This is a genomic window from Bacillus cereus group sp. BcHK124 (genome assembly GCF_027712065.1).
Lineage (GTDB): Bacteria > Bacillota > Bacilli > Bacillales > Bacillaceae_G > Bacillus_A > Bacillus_A pacificus.
In genome coordinates, this window is the sequence record NZ_JAQFPJ010000008.1 from 36,201 (window position 1) to 55,270 (window position 19,070).

Genomic DNA, 19,070 nt, shown 5'->3' on the forward strand with positions numbered 1-19,070 from the left:
AGAAAATGGCTATATAACACAATCGCAACCGTAAGTTGACAAAGTGCAACCATAGGAAGATAGAGATAAGTGCAATGTTTACATACAATTTAGGTAAGAAAACAAAGGGGGACACACATATGGGATTTGGTGAGAAGCTTTTTAAATTAAGAAAAGAAAAAGGTCTTTCTCAAGAAGCATTAGCCGAGAAATTAAACACAACAAGGCAAGCGGTTAGTAAATGGGAAAACGGTCAAGGTTTTCCTGAAACTGAAAAGTTAATAATGATTGGAAATGTATTTGAAGTATCATTGGATTATTTATTAAAGGAAACTGCTGAGCAAAGTAATGAAAATGTAGATGGATATTACGTAAGTCAGGAAATGGCAGAAGGGTATGTAGTGTATGGACAAAAGATTTCTAAATATATTGCGTTAGGATTTAGTTTGCTCATTTTATCGACAATACCGTATTTATTATTTAAAGAAAATGCAACAATGTCGACATTCCTTGTCATTATTATTGCTGTTCTTGGAATTGGAGCAATGATGGTACCTGCAACGATAGAAGAGAGTCGATACAATGTATTGAAAAAAGAAGAACTATTATTTGATCAAAACTTTCTAAAAGAATTGACAAAAAGATATGCGATTATTAAGAAAAAGTATGCGGCAGTAATGATCATTGGATTTTGTTTTATAGCCGCAGGCGCAATACCGTTTTTGTTTGAGAAAAAGCATATCACTTCAGGAGAATTAGTGCAGTATTACCCTTACTGTGTTGTACTTATTGCAATTGGAGTCTATCTTTTTGTTCGTGTGTTAGGAGTATTAGAGGTGTATCGAATTTTAGTAGAAAATAAAGAATATAGTAATCGTCTTATTTTTAAACTGAAAAAGAAAGTGAGAGAAAAAGTGGATAATTTTTAATAGGAGAAAACATACTTTTATGAAAAGTTAAGATAGGAGTGTAATGATGTCAAATCTTCTAGAAATTGAAAATTTAAGTAAATCATTTGGAAACAAAGTTGTTTTAAGAGATGTTTCTTTCAATGTGCCGTCTGGATCAATTGTTGGATTCATTGGTGACAATGGGGCAGGGAAATCAACAACTTTTAAAACAGTACTACAATTAATTTCTAAAGATAGTGGTACAGTCAAAATATTTGGTAAAGAAAATATAAATAAAGATGCCAAGAATAAGGGGAAGATTGGAGTCGTATTTGATGCTATGAATCTCCCGGCTCATCTTACAATAAAACAACTAAATAAGGTTTTTGAAAAGATGTTTGACTCTTGGGATAGAGAAAATTTTTACCGATTAGTTCATTCTTTCTCTTTACCTACTTATGAAAAAGTAGGTAGGTTTTCCCGTGGAATGTCGATGAAACTATCTATAGCTGTTGCATTATCACATAATGCCAAATTATTAATTCTAGATGAAGCGACGGGAGGTCTTGATCCTTCATCTAGGGAGCAGGTGTTAGAGGAATTAAAAAGTTTTGTGAATAAAAGTAATGGTGGTATATTACTTTCTTCACATATTATGAGTGATGTAGAAAAAATAGCTAGTCACCTTATTGTGATAAAAGATGGAGAAATTTTATTGAATGAAGAAAAGGATAAGGTTTTAGACAATTATGCCATTGTAGATGTTGATGAGGAACAACTAACTTTAATCAACAAAGATATAGTTGTGGTGAAAAGGAATAATGGTTCTTATTTCAATGTACTTGTATCAGATGTGCATAAACTACCAAATGGGATTGCTCATAGAACCATTTCGATAGAAGAAATAAGTGTTTTATTAACAAGGAGTGAAAAATAAATGAAAGGTTTATTATTGACAAACTATTATCTAGTGTATCGAACTTTCTTGACGTTTATGGGAATAGCGATATTAGGATCGGGATTTGTTTTTTATTTTGGTAATGCTTCAATGTACCGTTTAATTGCTACATTCATTATCTTATTTGCTGCAATTCCTGCACTTGAAGTTATTAAGTATGAGAGTAAGTCGGGTTATGAAAAATATGTACTTACTTTACCGGTTACTAGAAATAACATTGTGCAAAGTCACTACCTTTTCTATTTTATAGTTGTAATTATTGGTACTTTATTATCGTATAGCATATTTTACGTACATGCTTCAGTTTCAGATACGCCAATTGATGATGATATATTTAAGAGTGTTTCTTTAGGGACGTTCATCATCCTTAATGCCGGAGCAATAGCCTATCCACTCCTCTATATTTTTGGAGCAGAAAAATCTGATGCTATTACAATTGGAGGCGCATGTGGGGGACTTGTTATTTATTTTGGATTACAAAGTGTAATTGGCTATTTAATAAAACAATTTCCAATATCAAATTTAAATTTATCTGTATACGTTTCAATTCTATATACAATATTTGGCGTTATCATATATATCTTTTCTTTTGTTATTTCGGTATTTATATATCGTAAGAAGGAATTTTAGTATATTTTCTCTTAGTATTTTCTGAATTATTTCCAAAGAAATAATTCAGAAAATACAGAAAAATGTCGTAATTATTTACGAGAGTCTGTTATAATAAACGAAAAATGAAAACGCTTTAAAGGGGGATATAACCAATATGATGATGAATGTACCGCTAACAATTAGTTCTATGATGGAAAGAGCAGAAAAATTGTTTTCAAAGAAAGAAATTGTTTCACGGACACATGATACAATTACGACGTTAACGTATAAGCAGTTAGGTGAAAGGACGAGAAGGCTTTCCAGTGCGTTAAAAAAGTTAGGAATTAAGGAAGGCGAGCGTATAGGAACGTTAGCGTGGAATCATCATCGACATGTGGAAGCGTATTTTGCTATTCCAGGTATTGCTTCTGTTTTGCACACAATTAATATTCGTTTATCTCCTCAACATATTTCATATATTATTCAGCACGCAGAAGATCGCATTCTACTTATAGATGAAGATCTCGTACCGCTCGTTGAAAATATTCAATCACAACTATCAGCTGTACAAGCTTACATTATTATGACTGATAAAGATGAACTTCCAAATACTACGCTAGAACCTGTATATCATTATGAAAAGCTATTAGAAGAAGGCGATCCAAATTTCCAATTTGTAAAAGATATTGATGAAAACACACCTGCTGGTATGTGTTATACGTCGGCGACTACAGGAAATCCAAAAGGTGTTGTATATACGCATCGTAGTACTGTATTGCATTGTATGGCACTTGGTTTAGCGGATACAGCTGCTTTATCGGAAAGTGATGCAGCAATGGCGATTGTACCGATGTTCCATGTGAATGCTTGGGGACTTCCTTTCGCTGCTACGTGGTTTGGATCAAAACAAGTTCTTCCAGGACCGATGTTTACACCAAAAATTTTATTAGAAATGATCCAATCTGAAAAAGTGACGTTAGCTGCTGGTGTGCCGACAATTTGGCTCGGTGTATTACAAGAGTTAGAAAATAATAGTTACGATTTATCTAGTATGACGAGAATACTATGTGGTGGTGCAGCTGCACCGAAAAGTGTTATTAAAGCATTTGAACAGAAACATAATGTTCCTTTCATCCATGCATATGGTATGACGGAAACGAGCCCACTCGTAACACTTGCGCGTTTAAAAAGTTATGAAACAGAATTATCGTATGAAGAGCAATTAGAAATTCGATCAAAACAAGGGTATCTTGTACCTGGTGTAGAGATGAAAGTAGTCGGTACAAATGGTGAAGTGAAGTGGGATGGTACAGAGATGGGAGAACTTTGTTTACGAGCACCATGGATCGCTGAAAGCTATTATAACGATGAGCGTACTGTCGAAGGTTTTCGTGATGGATGGTTATATACAGGAGATGTTGTCACAGTCGATGAGGAAGGTTGCGTGAAAATTGTTGACCGTACGAAAGATGTTATTAAAAGTGGGGGAGAATGGATTTCTTCAGTGGACCTTGAAAATGCTTTAATGGCACATGATGCTATATTTGAAGCAGCTGTCGTTGCCGTTCCTCATCCGCAGTGGCAAGAGCGACCAGTTGCCTGCGTTGTTCAAAAGAAAAATAGTACAGTAACAAAAGAAGAAATATATGCGTTTTTAAAACCGCAGTTTGCAAAGTGGTGGTTGCCAGACGATATTGTATTTATGGAAGAAATACCGAAAACATCTGTTGGGAAGTTTTTAAAACAAGCGCTTCGGAAAGAACTTGAGCATTTGCGTAAAGGGGAATAATGGAATTCATATTTGTAAACCTATTATGAAAATAAGTTGACAAATTCTAGATAGAAATATAATATAACTTCTATAATATGTTATCTGAAAAACGTTTTTAGTTTACAAATAGGAGAAGCAAATATGAATACAAAAAACTTAGTTTTCGTCGCTTTATTTAGTTCTATTATGGGAGTGTTAGGATTAATTCCTCCAATTGCTCTTTCTATTACACCAGTTCCAATTACATTACAATCACTTGGTGTTATGCTTGCTGGTGGACTGTTAGGATCACGTCTTGGTGCATTAAGTCAACTTGTTTTCTTACTTATTGTAGGAGTTGGAGCACCATTACTTGCTGGTGGACGTGGTGGCTTTGGTGTATTTGTTGGGCCAAGTGCAGGATATTTACTTGGTTATATTGTTGGAGCGTTTGTCATTGGTTATTTAATTGAGCGTTTACGTGAAGTTTCTATAATAAAAGTACTATGCATTAATATAATTGGTGGTATTTTCGTAGTTTATGTATTTGGTATTATTGTACAAGCTTTCGTAATGGATATTTCTATATGGCAGACGATGAAAGTAAGTGCTGTGTTCTTACCAGGGGATTGTATAAAAGTAATTATTGCAGCAGTTCTTGTAACAAAATTACACCGTTCATTGAAACATATTATTACGCCTGCTTTAAAGAGTGGGAAATATACAAATGCGGGATAAAAAAGAGAAGAAACACGTTCATTGCGTGTTTCTTTTTATTATTTTTAAGAGAAAGGACGTCTCATATGGGGATTACAAAAGAATATAAAAAGCATGCTTCCTTACAACCGAATAAAATAGCAATAAAGGAAAATGATCGAGTTTTAACATATAAAGAGTGGTTTGGGTCAGTGTGTAAAGTAGCAAGCTGGTTGGATGAAAAAAAGTCAAAGAATAAAACGATAGCAATTGTATTAGAAAATCGTATCGAGTTTTTACAACTATTTGCTGGTGCTGCTATGGCCGGATGGGTTTGTGTGCCATTAGATATAAAATGGAAAAAGGATGAGCTAAAGGAAAGACTAGTAATCAGTAATCCGGATATGATTGTGACGGAACGATATAAGTTGAATGATATATCGGGAGAGGAAGGAAGAGTAATAGAAATTGATGAGTGGAAAAGAATGATAGAGAACAAACTGCCTGCATATTATCCTGTAGAAAATGTACAACATGCTCCTTTTTATATGGGGTTTACATCAGGATCGACTGGAAAGGCAAAAGCATTTTTACGTGCACAACAATCGTGGATTCATAGCTTTGATTGTAATGTACATGACTTTCATATGAAAAAGGAAGATTCTATTTTAATAACTGGAACGCTCGTTCATTCTCTTTTTTTATACGGGGCAATAAGTGCATTATATATAGGACAAACGGTGCATATTATGAGAAAGTTTATTCCAAATCAAGTGTTGGATAAGTTAGAAACGGAAAAAATTTCGGTCATGTATACAGTTCCGACAATGCTAGAATCTTTATATAAAGAAAAGAGAGTAATAGAAAATACATTGAAAATTATTTCGTCAGGAGCGAAATGGGAAGCTGAGGCGAAAGAAAAAATAAAGAGTATATTTCCTTATGCGCAAAAATATGAATTTTACGGTGCATCGGAACTAAGTTTTGTAACAGCATTAGTTGATGAAGAGAGTGAAAGAAGGCCAAATTCAGTAGGGAAACCTTGTCACAATGTGCAAGTTCGAATATGTAATGGAGCAGGTGAAGAAGTACAGAAAGGTGAGGTAGGAACTGTTTATGTGAAAAGTGATCAGTTTTTTATGGGATACATATTGGGCGGAAGTTTAGTTCCAGAGTTGAATGCAGATGGCTGGATGACGGTGCGAGATGTAGGTTATGAAGATGAAGAAGGCTTTATTTATATTGTCGGTAGAGAGAAGAATATGATTTTATTTGGAGGAATTAATATTTTTCCAGAAGAAATAGAAAGTGTATTACATGAACATCCAGCTGTAGATGAAATAGTTATAGTTGGTGTGAATGATAGTTATTGGGGTGAAAAGCCTGTCGCCATCGTCAAAGGAAGTGCTACGAGGCAACAATTAAGGAGTTTTTGCTTACAACGATTATCCTCGTTTAAAATACCGAAAGAGTGGCATTTTGTAGATGAAATACCGTATACAGACAGCGGGAAAATCGCTCGTATTGCAGCAAAAAGTATGATTGAAAACCGGGAGAAGATATATGAATAGAGCGGTTATTGTAGAAGCAAAAAGGACACCTATTGGTAAGAAGAATGGGATGTTAAAAGACTATGAAGTTCAGCACCTATCAGCCCCGCTTCTCACATTTTTAAGTAAAGGAATTGAGAGAGAAATAGATGATGTTATATTAGGGAATGTTGTTGGGCCAGGAGGGAATATTGCGAGATTATCTGCTTTAGAAGCAGGGCTTGGTCAACATATTCCGGGTGTAACGATTGACCGGCAATGTGGTGCCGGGTTGGAAGCGATTCGCACCGCATGTTATTTCATTCAAGGCGGGGCAGGTAATTGTTATATTGCAGGAGGAGTAGAGAGTACAAGTACATCACCTTTTCAAAATAGAGCGCGATTTTCACCGGAAACAACTGGCGATCCTAGTATGGGAGTAGCGGCTGAATATGTTGCAGAACGTTATAACATCACGAGAGAAATGCAAGACGAGTATGCTTGCCTCAGTTATAAACGAACACTACAAGCATTAGAAAATGAATATTTACAAGATGAAATACTTTCTTTTAATGGGTCTTTAGATGAGGCTATAAAACGAGAAATAAAGTATGAAAGAATAATTAAAAGAACAAAACCTGCATTTTTACAAAATGGTACAGTAACGGCAGGAAACTCATGTAGTGTAAATGATGGGGCATGTGCGGTTCTTGTAATGGAAGAGCGGCAAGCTCGAAAGTTAGGATACAAACCTGTTCTTCGTTTCGTTCGCAGTGCTGTAGTTGGAGTGGATCCCAACCTTCCGGGGACTGGTCCAATATTTGCGGTGAACAAATTACTAAACGAAATGAATATGAAAGTAGAGGACATTGATTATTTTGAAATAAATGAAGCATTTGCTTCAAAAGTTGTTGCTTGTGCAAAGACGTTACAAATTCCGTACGAGAAATTAAATGTAAATGGTGGTGCAATTGCGCTCGGTCATCCGTACGGTGCATCTGGGGCTATGCTTGTAACACGTTTGTTTTATCAAGCGCAAAGAGAGTATATGAAGTATGGAATTACGACGTTAGGAATTGGGGGCGGAATAGGGCTTGCTTTATTATTTGAGAAAGTAGAAGACTAGAAAGGAACTAGTTTTCTACTTTTTGAGGAACATAAGCATTGCTACCAGGTTTTACTTTTATTTCATTCCAAGCAGCGATAGCATCAGCTTTTGATTTCCCTTTGTTATTTGGATCTTCGAAAAAGTCGCGAGTAAAGCGATTGTATTCAAACTGCGGGCTGATAGTTGTTTTATAAGTAGGATCTTTTTTTCGTTCGTTCTCTTCATACCAAAACGTTATCGCGTCTTCATATGTTTTGCCAACATTCTCTTTAAAAAACTTTTGAAGAGCTACTGTAAAGCGGAAGTTTGCTCCGATTTTTTCTTTGAAAAAAGCACGAACATCTTCGCTACAGCGGTGATTGTTAGTAATAATTGTTTGAAGAGAAAGGTCTTTATAAGAGAGGGAAGCTTTACTCACCTTTTGAACAGAGCTGTTTTTTAATATTTTACCAGTATGTAAATAATGGGAGATACGCTCGGTTATTTCAATCTTAGAGCCACTAGCTGGCAAACCATGCTCACGACAAAATGTTTGGAGTTCTGCTTTTAACCAATAATAGTTTTGGAAATCTTCAAGTGATATAAACTTTGTTAAAAGTGGACGCATAAATGTAACAACTTCTTTCTTCCATAATTTTCTTTAATTATAAAACATACGTTCTTTTTGTGGAAGGATTAATTTGTAAATATAACGGGAAGAGGAGATTATATATGGAAAATGTAATGCAAGTTCGTGTAACTGGAATTTTAATTGAAGATGAAAAGTTATTGCTAGTAAACCAAAAAGTAGCTAATCGCAATTGGTCTTTACCTGGGGGAAGGGTAGAGAATAGTGAAACGTTAGAAGTAGCGATGATTCGAGAAATGAGAGAAGAAACAGGGTTAGAAGTTAAAATTAAGAAGCTACTCTATGTTTGTGATAAACCAGATGTTAGGCCATCTTTATTACATATTACGTTTCTGCTTGAAAGGATTGAGGGAGAAATTACGCTACCTTCTAATGAGTTTGATCATAATCCAATTCATGATGTGCAAATGGTACCGATTAACGAATTAAGTCATTATGGTTTTTCGGAAACTTTTATAAAATTGGTAAATGAAGGGTTTGCAAATGCAGGGAGTTATCAAGGCTTGAAACAAAATGTAGGCCTGTAAATATAGTTGAAGGATAGCCGTTAGCTATCCTTCATAAACATGTTTTACACTGCTGACTGTAAAGAAGAAACAAGTTGATTTAAAAACTCATCCCCAGTCATAACCGCTTTTCCGCCGCCGCGTGCACTCTTTTTATTTCCGCCGCCTTTTCCTTCGATTGTAGGAAGTGCCTCTTTTAAAAGAGCATTCATATCGAGCGTGACTGTTTTTCCGCAAGCGAGGATGCATTGTAGTTTGTCATCATTTTCAATGACAAAGTATGTAATGGCGTGCTCTTGTTGTTCTGTAATAATAGCAGAAAGCTTTGCGACTTCTTGCATAGAACGATTTGTAAACATTTTAGAAATAAGTATGCCAGCATGTATTTCGGTAGGGTGTTGAAGTAGTTCGTTTGCCTCTGCATATAATAATTTTTCAGTCATTGTTTGTATTGTTTTTTCGTTTTCTTTTTGAGAAGTAAGCAGTTGTGCTACTTTTGCTGGAATATCACTTTCGCTACTGTTTAATTGTTTGGAAACATCCTTCATAATTTGTTGCTGTTGCCCCACAAGTTTTAGTGTGCGCCAGCCAGCGATAAACGTTAGTCGTATGCCACCTTTATTGCGTTCCCAGCTAAGAACTTGAATAGGACCTACTTCACCAGTACGTTTCGGGTGTGTTCCGCCACAGCCGTTATAATCAAAGTTTTCGATCATAACAACGCGTATATTTTCAGTCATAGTCGGTTCTTTACGAAGGGGTAACGTTTTCGCTTCTTTTAAGTTCATCCACTCTATACGGATTGGATGGTTTTCAAAAACTATATTGTTTGCAATTTGTACTGCTTTTTCAACTGTTTCTGTATGCAGATTTTCTGTTTCTAAATCAATTGTTACCGTTTCTCTACCAAGATGGAATCCAATCGTAGGTATGTTAAAATGATCCCAAAAAGCAGCAGATAAAATGTGTTGAGCCGCATGTTGCTGCATATGATCAAAACGACGCTCCCAATTAATTTTACCTTCTACTTCTTCTGTATGTAATTGTTCTGTAATGAAGTGGCGGATTTCTTCATCGACTTCTTCAACATCGAGTACAGCAATACCATTTAAAGTTCCAGTGTCATGTGGTTGTCCGCCGCCTGTCGGATAAAATGCCGTTTCGTTTAAAACAACGTATAAGTTACCGTCTTTATCATAATCTTGCTTTATAACTTTTGTAGTAAAGTCTTGTTTATAAGCGTCAGTGTAATATAATTTTTGCTCCAATTTTCTTTCCCCTTTCGTGTTCACTAGTTTCATTGTAAAGCAATCGAAATTAGTTTCCTAATATTTCAGAAGAAAGAAACTTTTTTTAGAATTTTCTTGCTATAATAAGAAAAAGAAAATGCGGGGGTGGAATGAATATGTTATATGAAAATGGCGTAGATAAACTGCTTAGTTTAAGCAAAAATATTTCTGAATTGTATCGAGAATTAAATGAAATGACCCGGATTTTAACGGATTGTAATCGAGAAAGTGTGAAGTTTGATCGGTTATATGTAAAAGAGGTACTGTGGAAGAAAGAAGATGTAATTGAGAAATATGACCAGCTACTTGTGCAACTTTGTATAAATGAATGCTTTGATCTAAAAAGTGTTATTACAGGGGAATATAAGTATACATATGAAGAAGTAGAAAATATCGTTTTACAATTTAATGAAAAGTATAATGTAGCAATTTTAATTAAAGATGTTTGTAAAGAATTACAGTTTACATATGGCATAGATATGGATATAACGAGAACAGCTCGGGTATCAACAGCTCAAGTATAAAAAGGGAAAAGAAAGCAGATCCTTTGCTTTCTTTTTTTATGTGATAACAGGGAGAGTAGGTTTTTAAGATGAAGGGGAAGTTACAAAATATTCATCCGTTAGGAATGACAATTATAATAGGGACTTTATTTGCGAGGTTCGCCACGTCAATGAGTATCCCTTTTTTAGCGATTTATTTAACGACTGTTAAAGGTGTATCAGCTGGAATGACTGGTGCTATTATTGGAACGAGTGCACTTGTTGGTGTTTTTGCTAGTTTTATCGGAGGGAATTTATCAGATCGATTTGGCCGGAAAATGATTATGCTCTGGTCCATGATTGTTTGGATGTTTGTGTTTATAGGTTTTTCACTTGCAGATCATGTTTTAAGTTTCTTTTTATTAAACGCTTTAAATGGATTATGTAGGTCGTTTTTTGAGCCAACATCAAGAGCATTATTATCAGATTTAACAAAGCCTGAGTATCGGTTACTCGTCTATAACTTGCGATATGGTGCAATAAATGTTGGAGTTGCAATTGGACCAATTGTTGGACTACAGATTGGAAGTGCAAAATCAACAATTCCTTTTTTAGTAGCAGCTGGGGTATATATTCTATATACAGCTATACTAGCGTTCCAATTTAAGAAGTATCCAATGGAAAAAAAGAAAGTGAGTACAGAAAAACCTGTTACAATGCTAAATGCAATGCGTATATTGCGAAAAGATATAGTATTTTTAGTTGCTTTAGTCGGTATTATTTTGAGTAATTGTGGTTTTTCACATTTGACGACGACGGTATCTCAATATTTTGCAAATGCACATATATTCCAGGATGGAGTGACATTATTTTCATATATGTTAGCTTTAAATGCGATTGTTGTAGTCGTAATTCAATACCCTGTTATTCAAATATGTAAAAAGTATACACCGTTAGTATCCATTATGGTTGGAACTTTATTTGTGAGCGGAGGATTGTTTGGATTTGGAATAATAGAATCTACGCTAGGTGCTGCCATTTGCACAATTATTTTTACAATTGGAGAAGTCTTAATGTTTTCAATGACGGATGTATTTATTGATGATATTGCTGTCACGCATCTAAAAGGAACATACTTCGGGGCGATGGGCTTTTCGGGAATTGGAGCAGTAATTGGTCCGTGGTTTGGGGGCATACTTCTCGATTATTACGGGTACCAAAATGGGTTTGTAGTATTTTCAGCGCTAGCTATATTTTCAACTGTAGCGTTTCCAGTGCTGTTAGTTACGAAAAGTTTATTGAAAAAAAGATATGATGGAAATTCTAATATGGGATTACATGCGAAATAAAATAAGCCCCAGTCACCTGCTGGGGCTTATTTTTGTATTTATCCCGCTATTAACGGGCAGTAAAACTCCTGTTGGTTAAAGTTTTACTTTATTTTACTTCTCAATTTGAAAAAGAACTTTTTCCTCATGTTTATGAGCAACTTCATTTTTGGAAATATGAATGGCTAAATATCCATTCTCTAAGCAGGCTAGCATCTTTTTATAAATAATATTATCGGGTAAAGGAATGATTCTCTGCAAAGAAATATTTTTATGAAGTATGCAAATGTTTAGGCCTGTCTTCATCTTTTTAATGACTACATTTTGTTCTTTTACATTTGGTACATCTGTTTCCAAAATGTATTCTTGTTCCGTTTCACAAAGGTCAATATGAATTTGATTTGGGAAACTAAAGTTGCTACAAGAATCAGAACAAAACTGATCCATCCATTCTTCGAAACCATCAACATGAAAAAGACAATCCTTCTTTTTCTTGCCCATGTAAGACACCCTCCGTAAAATCTCAATTCATACTATGTTATGCATGAATGAAGTAGGGGTGAAGAATAAATGGAAAAATATAAACATTGTATGTGGAAAAGGTAGCTAGTGTGCATTTTTTATTTTACATATCATGATGTGCATGATGTTTTTGGCGTGAATGGTTACGGTTTTTTACTTTATGAGATCCGCTTAATGGTTCGGGTTGTCCTTTTTTTTCTTTCGCTTCACGATTGTTTTTGCTCATTGTCTATGACACCTCCTCTTTCTTTTTAGAATGAGAGAAGTTTGCAAATTTATACGAGAATGTTTTTAGAAAAAAAGGTAAAGATAAGTGGGACTAACTATTATGGAAAGGGGATTGTATAATGCCATATCATAAAGATAAGCAACAAGCTTTTCAAGCAGCGCAGCAAGGCGTTACACAAGCAGAAAATGCATTTAACAACATTGTGAAAAATGATCCAAACTACGGTCATGATTTAAAAGAATTACGCCAAGAGGTTCAGGAAGCATATGAACAAATTCAAAATGCACTAGAGGTAGCTTCAGAAACACAACGTCCACAACTTGAGCAATATGAAAGTAATCTCCAAAACATTATGCGAAATGTAGATCAATTAGAAAAGTAAATGAGATTGTTGGTGTTCGACAATCTCTTACTTTAATGAATATTATGCTAAAACAGAAAGTTTTTTTAGTAATTTTTTCTTTACTATGCGCAGTACATATATTTCAAGTGGAAAAAGTGGAAGCGAAAATGTTGCTCAGAAAAGAGCTAGAACCAACTGGCTATGTAACGTGGGAAGTACCTAATAATGAAAAGATTATTGCCATTACATTTGATGATGGACCAGATCCAACTTATACAACACAAGTTTTACATTTATTACGTCAATATAAAGCGGAAGCGACATTTTTTATGATCGGATTTCGAGTGCAGCGCAATCCATATTTAGTAAAACAAGTGTTGAAAGAGGGACATGAAATTGGAAATCATACGATGAATCATTTATATGCGAATAGTTCATCAGATGAAAAATTAAAAAAAGATATTTTAGATGGAAAGAAATATTTTGAAAAATGGGTAAAAGAACCTTTGTTATTCCGTCCACCTGGTGGATATATTAACGATGCTGTATTTAAAACAGCGAAAGAAGCTGGGTATCAAACTGTACTATGGTCATGGCACCAAGACCCACGTGATTGGGCAAATCCAGGTGTTGAATCCATTGTAAATCATGTAGTGAAAAATGCTAAAAGTGGAGATATTGTATTGTTACATGATGGAGGAAATGATCGTAGTCAAACAGTAGCAGCGCTAGCAAAAATTTTACCGGAGCTTCAAAAGCAAGGCTATCGATTTGTAAAGGTTTCGGAATTGTTACGTTATAAACATTAGAAAAAATCCCAAAAGGTGAATGTTCCTTTTGGGATTTTTCGTTACTGGTTCTTTTTGCGTTTCTTATTATTTTGTCGTTCTGCAGCAGTTAAGTTTTCATTTGCAAACTCTTCGTTATAACCAGCACCTTGTCCTTGTGCAGATGCCGCATTCATTCCTGAAATAGTATGATTTGCTTTTCTTTTACCCATTTTATTTCACCTCTATAACTTTTTTTGTAAGTTGAATGATGAGCAGTTCATAGTATGTATGAACTGTAAGTAAAGCGCTAATAGAGCACTTTACTTTATGGTAATAGTATTCATAAGGAGCATGAACACTATTCAAATTTAGAAACATAAAGAAAACTTATGATAATCTATAAGTTTCTTATTATTTACTTATTTAGAAAGTTGTAATAAGATATTATCGTAAGGTATTGAAAAGTTTGTCTACATTTTATATTCAGACAACTTAGTCACGTTTAACAGGGGGGAAACATAATGGTCAAACATAATCCATTTCAATCACGCGCAACTTTTGAAGTAGATGGAAAAACGTATCATTATTATGATTTGAAAGCGCTTGAAAACGCAGGGGTTGGCAACGTATCTCAATTACCATATTCCGTGAAAGTTTTACTTGAATCAGTACTTCGTCAAGTAGACGGACGTGTAATTACAGAAGAGCATGTTACAAATTTAGCGAAATGGGGAACGAAAGATGTGCAAGATATCGATGTTCCATTTAAACCATCTCGTGTAATTTTACAAGATTTCACTGGTGTTCCAGCTGTTGTTGATTTGGCTTCGCTTCGTAAAGCAATGGCAGACATGGGTGGGGATCCTGATAAAATTAATCCAGAAATTACTGTAGACCTTGTAATTGATCACTCTGTACAGGTTGATAGAGCGGGTACGGCAGACGCGCTTGCATTCAACATGGACTTAGAGTTTAAACGTAATGAAGAACGTTATAAATTTTTAAGCTGGGCACAAAAATCATTTGATAACTATCGTGCAGTTCCACCAGCTACAGGTATTGTACACCAAGTAAACCTTGAATATTTAGCACCAGTTGTTCACGCTGTGAAAAATGCGGAAGGTGACTTAGTTGCATATCCAGATTCATTAGTTGGAACAGACTCACATACAACAATGATTAACGGTATCGGTGTTCTTGGATGGGGCGTTGGTGGTATTGAAGCAGAAGCAGGAATGCTTGGACAGCCTTCATACTTCCCAGTACCTGAAGTAATCGGTGTGAAATTAACTGGTACACTTCCAAGTGGTACTACAGCAACTGACGTTGCATTAAAAGTAACGCAAGTATTACGTCAAAAAGGTGTAGTTGGTAAATTCGTTGAGTTCTTCGGTAATGGACTAAAGAGCATGCCTTTAGCTGACCGTGCAACAATTTCAAACATGGCACCAGAATACGGCGCAACTTGTGGATTCTTCCCAATCGATGATATTTCATTAGAATACTTACGTTTAACAGGTAGAGATGAAGAGCAAATTCGAGTTGTTGAAGAATACTGTAAAGCGAACGGCTTATTCTATACAGCAGACAGCAAAGATCCAATTTACACTGATCTTGTTGAAATTGATTTAAATACAATTGAATCTAACCTTTCTGGACCGAAACGCCCACAAGATTTAATTCCACTTTCAGATATGAAAGATGCGTTCCACAAAGCTGTTGTAGCACCAGTTGGAACACAAGGACTTGGATTTAATGAGCAAGAGTTCGATAAAGAGGTGAAGGTTACATTAGAAGATAAAGAAGTAACGATGAAAACAGGTGCAATTGCAATCGCTGCAATTACAAGCTGTACAAATACATCAAACCCGTACGTATTAATTGGAGCAGGTCTAGTTGCGAAGAAAGCAATTGAAAAAGGACTTAAAGTACCTGAATACGTAAAAACATCATTAGCACCAGGATCTAAAGTTGTTACAGAGTACTTAGATAAGTCTGGTTTAACAACATATTTAGATCAATTAGGTTTCCAAACAGTTGGTTACGGCTGTACGACTTGTATCGGTAACTCTGGTCCATTAGCGCCAGAATTAGAAGAAGCAATCGCAGCAAACGACTTATTAGTAACATCTGTTTTATCTGGTAACCGTAACTTTGAAGGTCGTATTCATCCACTTGTAAAAGCGAACTACTTAGCATCACCACCACTTGTTGTGGCATATGCACTTGCAGGTACTGTTGATATTGACCTGAAAAATGATGAAATCGGTAAAGATGCAAATGGCAATGCTGTTTACTTCAACGATATTTGGCCATCAGCTAAAGAAATTGAAGATGTAGTTCAAAGCGTTGTTACATCTGAACTATTCAAAAAAGAATATGCACAAGTATTTAATAGCAATGAGCGTTGGAATGAAATCCAAACTTCAAACGAAGCTTTATATACTTGGGATAATGATTCAACATACATTCAAAATCCACCATTCTTTGAAGGTTTATCTAAAGAGCCAGGTGAAGTTGAAACGTTATCAGGCTTACGCGTAGTTGGTAAATTTGGTGACTCTGTAACGACAGACCATATTTCACCAGCAGGTTCAATCGGTAAGCATACACCAGCTGGACGCTACTTATTAGAAAACGGCGTACAACCAGTTGACTTTAACTCTTACGGTTCTCGTCGTGGTAACCATGAAGTGATGATGCGTGGTACATTCGCGAACATCCGTATTAAAAACCAAATTGCACCAGGCACAGAAGGCGGATATACAACATACTGGCCAACTGGTGAAGTAACATCAATCTATGATGCTGCTATGAAATATAAAGAAGACGGCACAGGCCTTCTAGTTGTTGCAGGTAAAGATTACGGTATGGGAAGTTCTCGTGACTGGGCTGCAAAAGGTACAAACTTATTAGGTATTAAAGCAGTAATCGCAGAAAGCTTCGAGCGTATTCACCGCAGTAACTTAGTGTTAATGGGCGTATTACCGCTTCAATTTAAAGATGGTGAAAGCGCTGAAACATTAGGTCTTGTTGGTAACGAGTCATTTGAAATTCAAATCGACAAAACAGTTAAACCACGCGATCTTGTAAAAGTAGTTGCAACTGATGCAGATGGCAACGAAAAACAATTTGAAGTAGTAGCTCGTTTCGATAGTGAAGTAGAAATTGACTACTACCGTCACGGTGGTATTCTGCAAATGGTTCTTCGTGAGAAAATCGAAGAGTCTAAAGTGTCGAACTAAACAATTGAAATGAATGATAAGGAAGCTAACAACTGTTAGCTTCCTTATTTTATCCGACTTTAATGGGCAGTAAGACCCCCACCTCAAAATGCAGCGAAAGCAAAGAAGTTAGGTGGGGGGCGGGCTGTCCATTAAAGTCCGATTGGTGAGGGCTGATAATCAGTGGGGGATGAAGAAAACCCCCACTGATTAAAGTTTCACTTTATGAAAAGGGATGAAACCATTTGGTTTCATCCCTTTCTTTTTACTATAAAAATGGAGGGGATATTATGAAAGAATATAAAAGAATTTTGTTACCGTTACAGAAAGAAAAAATATTAGTAATAGCAGCTGTATGCAGTGGGATTTTTGCAGCTATTTTAAATCTATCTCGTCCACTATTCATGGGACTAATTGTAGATAACCTAATTCAACGAGAGCTGAAGGGAGCGTATCTTTACATTACTTTGTTTGCAGTTAGCCGCTTGTTGATGTGGGTGAACAATCTTTCATTTGATTATGTAAGCTCAAAAGCAAGTCAACGAATATTGCAAAAGAAGCGTATAGATGTATTGCGCCATTTTTTCTTATTACCATTTGAAGAGAGTGAGAAAATCAAACAAGGAGAGTTAGAAACGTTAGTTGTGTCTGATATTCCAAACTGGGTCAGATTATATGGTTCTATATTAATAGAATATATACATGCCATTGCACAATTTATAGGTGCGTTCATAGCACTACAACATATAGATATACAGTTTATATTGTGGGTAACTCCGTTTTTATTTTTAAGTGCAACGGTTCCGATATTGATGGGGAAAAAGGTAAGAAATATTGCAAGTATTGCTCAAAACAATCAGTCAACTGTTGTAGAGATGTTGTCACAGTTTGTAAAAGGAGTACAAGATTTGCGTAGTTTACAAAAAGAAAAGTGGGCCATTCGCTTATTTAAGAGAGTAACAGCACAATCTTATAAAACAGAAGTAAAGAAGACGATGATGCAACATTGCATTGGGGTAGTTGGAACGGTGATTGAAACAGGAGCATATATCGTTGTTCTCATTATAGGTGTGCAAAAAATAATGAAGGGGGAAATAGAAGTTGGTTCACTTGTTGCAGCGTTAGCGACAATTGAAATGCTCTTTTTCCCTGTCCGTTATGTGGGCGATTTATTAATGATGACACAAGTTGCAATTGCTTCGGCAAATAGAGTTTTTTCCTTTTTAGATAAGCGAGTGGCAAATAGTAATGTAGAAAGAGCGATGGGGATGACATTAACAAATGTTTCATTTCAGGAGAATGATGAAGAGAAATGCAGAATTTATAATATTGATTTGCAAATTAAACCTGGTGAACTCATTATGATTGTAGGAGAAAGTGGTGCAGGAAAAACAACGCTTTTAAAATTAATGGCAGGCTTGTATAAACCATCTAACGGTAGCGTTGCTTATTATGGAAATGAGGCTCGATTGACTACAGTGTGGCAAGAACCACGTTTTTTTCGGACGACAGTAAAAGAGAATATGTATTTCGGTGAAGAGTATATAGAACACCAGTTAGAAAAAAATATTGAACTTGTAAATGGAACATCAATTATTAGGGACTTGCCTGAAGGGATTCAAACTGTATTACATAAAAGTGGTGAAGAGTTTTCGGGAGGAGAAAGGAAACGTCTTGCATTATTGCGAGCAATTGTTTCAAATCCAAATCTTATTATTTTAGATGAACCGACTGCCGGATTAGATCCGAGCAATCAAGAAATTGTTTGGAATATGATAGAAGGGCTGGGAGGCGAGGTCACGAGAATTGTGGCGACACATGATGTAGAGAAAGTAATACTAGCAGATCGCGTTGTCATCATGAAAGAAGGAAGTATTGTAGCATGTGGAAGTCCTGAAAAATTAATAAATAGTCATTCATTTTTTAAGAGATGTGAATAAAGATAAGAACAATGCTCTTATCTTTATTCAGCGTCATTTATTTGATACTCGATAGATTCTGAATGATTCAGATCGACGTTAAAAGTAGCTGTCATAAGGAAAGTTGCAATTCCAAGAATTAAGAAAAGGACGAATGAGACTAGAGAAACGTAGAGACAAATACGCCCTACTTTCTTTTTTTCAAGATCGTTACTAAAGAGTGAAATGATCCATGTAATAATACCGATTGGGTATAAAAGAAAACTAAGAATATATAATGTTATTTTTTCGAATGAATTCATAAAAAACCCCCCTTTTGTTGAAGTTTA

20 protein-coding genes are annotated in these 19,070 nt (G+C 35.5%); 14 read left to right on the forward strand and 6 right to left on the reverse strand.

Annotation, left to right across the window (positions count from 1 at the left end):
- The first annotated feature begins 119 nt into the window (after nt 1–119).
- From PDK19_RS14410 to PDK19_RS14440, 7 genes are all read left to right on the forward strand, one after another.
- Complete coding sequence (locus tag PDK19_RS14410; protein ID WP_016718231.1) at nt 120–908, forward strand: helix-turn-helix domain-containing protein; 789 nt, start codon at nt 120–122, stop codon at nt 906–908.
- 46 nt (nt 909–954) lie between these two features.
- Nucleotides 955–1,806: an ABC transporter ATP-binding protein gene (locus tag PDK19_RS14415; RefSeq protein ID WP_000067336.1), complete on the forward strand. Its 852-nt coding sequence runs from the start codon at nt 955–957 to the stop codon at nt 1,804–1,806.
- Nucleotides 1,807–2,457, forward strand: a complete 651-nt coding sequence (locus PDK19_RS14420; RefSeq protein ID WP_088300205.1) for an ABC-2 transporter permease — start codon at nt 1,807–1,809, stop codon at nt 2,455–2,457. It begins immediately after the preceding gene.
- Between the two features lie 136 nt (nt 2,458–2,593).
- Nucleotides 2,594–4,207: a long-chain fatty acid--CoA ligase gene (locus PDK19_RS14425; protein WP_000980170.1), complete on the forward strand. Its 1,614-nt coding sequence runs from the start codon at nt 2,594–2,596 to the stop codon at nt 4,205–4,207.
- 123 nt (nt 4,208–4,330) lie between these two features.
- Nucleotides 4,331–4,906 carry a biotin transporter BioY gene (locus PDK19_RS14430; RefSeq protein WP_074615243.1) on the forward strand — a complete coding sequence of 192 codons (576 nt, stop codon included), beginning with the start codon at nt 4,331–4,333 and terminating at the stop codon, nt 4,904–4,906.
- 65 nt (nt 4,907–4,971) lie between these two features.
- Nucleotides 4,972–6,435 (forward strand): acyl-CoA synthetase, encoded by a 1,464-nt coding sequence (locus tag PDK19_RS14435; RefSeq protein WP_074615242.1) that lies wholly within the window; start codon nt 4,972–4,974, stop codon nt 6,433–6,435.
- A complete protein-coding gene (locus PDK19_RS14440; RefSeq protein WP_074615241.1) occupies nt 6,428–7,519 on the forward strand; it encodes an acetyl-CoA C-acyltransferase in 1,092 nt (363 codons plus the stop codon). The genes PDK19_RS14435 and PDK19_RS14440 overlap by 8 nt, the downstream gene beginning before the upstream one ends.
- Nucleotides 7,520–7,526: 7 nt before the next feature.
- Here the strand turns inward: PDK19_RS14440 and PDK19_RS14445 are convergent, their stop codons facing one another.
- A complete protein-coding gene (locus PDK19_RS14445) occupies nt 7,527–8,108 on the reverse strand; it encodes a DUF6434 domain-containing protein (RefSeq protein WP_074615240.1) in 582 nt (193 codons plus the stop codon).
- 104 nt (nt 8,109–8,212) lie between these two features.
- On the opposite strand from PDK19_RS14445, the gene PDK19_RS14450 reads away from it, so the two are divergent.
- The gene (locus PDK19_RS14450) at nt 8,213–8,656 is read left to right on the forward strand and encodes an NUDIX hydrolase (RefSeq protein ID WP_000432556.1); all 444 of its coding nucleotides are present in this window, start codon (nt 8,213–8,215) and stop codon (nt 8,654–8,656) included.
- 44 nt (nt 8,657–8,700) lie between these two features.
- On the opposite strand, the gene PDK19_RS14455 is transcribed toward PDK19_RS14450, so the two are convergent.
- Nucleotides 8,701–9,903 carry an alanyl-tRNA editing protein gene (locus PDK19_RS14455; RefSeq protein WP_270707412.1) on the reverse strand — a complete coding sequence of 401 codons (1,203 nt, stop codon included), beginning with the start codon at nt 9,901–9,903 and terminating at the stop codon, nt 8,701–8,703.
- 137 nt (nt 9,904–10,040) lie between these two features.
- Between PDK19_RS14455 and PDK19_RS14460 the strand changes: the two genes are divergently transcribed.
- Together PDK19_RS14460 and PDK19_RS14465 are read left to right on the forward strand one after the other, a co-directional pair.
- Nucleotides 10,041–10,448, forward strand: coding sequence for a hypothetical protein (locus PDK19_RS14460; RefSeq protein ID WP_000965140.1), 408 nt, complete (start codon nt 10,041–10,043; stop codon nt 10,446–10,448).
- Nucleotides 10,449–10,516: 68 nt separating this feature from the next.
- Entirely contained in the window at nt 10,517–11,755 is a 1,239-nt protein-coding gene (locus PDK19_RS14465) for an MDR family MFS transporter (RefSeq protein ID WP_074615238.1), read from the forward strand.
- A 93-nt stretch (nt 11,756–11,848) separates the two neighbouring features.
- Here the strand turns inward: PDK19_RS14465 and PDK19_RS14470 are convergent, their stop codons facing one another.
- Both PDK19_RS14470 and PDK19_RS14475 read right to left on the reverse strand, forming a co-directional pair.
- Complete coding sequence (locus PDK19_RS14470; RefSeq protein ID WP_139303003.1) at nt 11,849–12,235, reverse strand: Hsp20/alpha crystallin family protein; 387 nt, start codon at nt 12,233–12,235, stop codon at nt 11,849–11,851.
- A 124-nt stretch (nt 12,236–12,359) separates the two neighbouring features.
- Complete coding sequence (locus tag PDK19_RS14475) at nt 12,360–12,482, reverse strand: small acid-soluble spore protein P (protein WP_000042141.1); 123 nt, start codon at nt 12,480–12,482, stop codon at nt 12,360–12,362.
- A 121-nt stretch (nt 12,483–12,603) separates the two neighbouring features.
- Here PDK19_RS14475 and PDK19_RS14480 point away from each other — a divergent pair, with 121 nt between their 5' ends.
- Together PDK19_RS14480 and pdaB are read left to right on the forward strand one after the other, a co-directional pair.
- Complete coding sequence (locus tag PDK19_RS14480) at nt 12,604–12,867, forward strand: hypothetical protein (protein ID WP_001146297.1); 264 nt, start codon at nt 12,604–12,606, stop codon at nt 12,865–12,867.
- A 44-nt stretch (nt 12,868–12,911) separates the two neighbouring features.
- Entirely contained in the window at nt 12,912–13,637 is a 726-nt protein-coding gene (gene pdaB / locus PDK19_RS14485; protein ID WP_123805654.1) for a polysaccharide deacetylase family sporulation protein PdaB, read from the forward strand.
- Between the two features lie 41 nt (nt 13,638–13,678).
- Here pdaB and sspO read toward each other — a convergent pair whose 3' ends face one another.
- Nucleotides 13,679–13,828 carry an acid-soluble spore protein SspO gene (gene sspO / locus PDK19_RS14490; protein ID WP_000518051.1) on the reverse strand — a complete coding sequence of 50 codons (150 nt, stop codon included), beginning with the start codon at nt 13,826–13,828 and terminating at the stop codon, nt 13,679–13,681.
- A 291-nt stretch (nt 13,829–14,119) separates the two neighbouring features.
- Here sspO and acnA point away from each other — a divergent pair, with 291 nt between their 5' ends.
- Complete coding sequence (gene acnA, locus PDK19_RS14495; RefSeq protein WP_000238560.1) at nt 14,120–16,843, forward strand: aconitate hydratase AcnA; 2,724 nt, start codon at nt 14,120–14,122, stop codon at nt 16,841–16,843.
- A gap of 269 nt (nt 16,844–17,112) precedes the next feature.
- Complete coding sequence (locus PDK19_RS14500) at nt 17,113–18,762, forward strand: ABC transporter ATP-binding protein (RefSeq protein ID WP_270707414.1); 1,650 nt, start codon at nt 17,113–17,115, stop codon at nt 18,760–18,762.
- Between the two features lie 23 nt (nt 18,763–18,785).
- Here the strand turns inward: PDK19_RS14500 and PDK19_RS14505 are convergent, their stop codons facing one another.
- Nucleotides 18,786–19,043, reverse strand: a complete 258-nt coding sequence (locus PDK19_RS14505) for a hypothetical protein (RefSeq protein WP_001083879.1) — start codon at nt 19,041–19,043, stop codon at nt 18,786–18,788.
- Nucleotides 19,044–19,070: the final 27 nt, after the last annotated feature.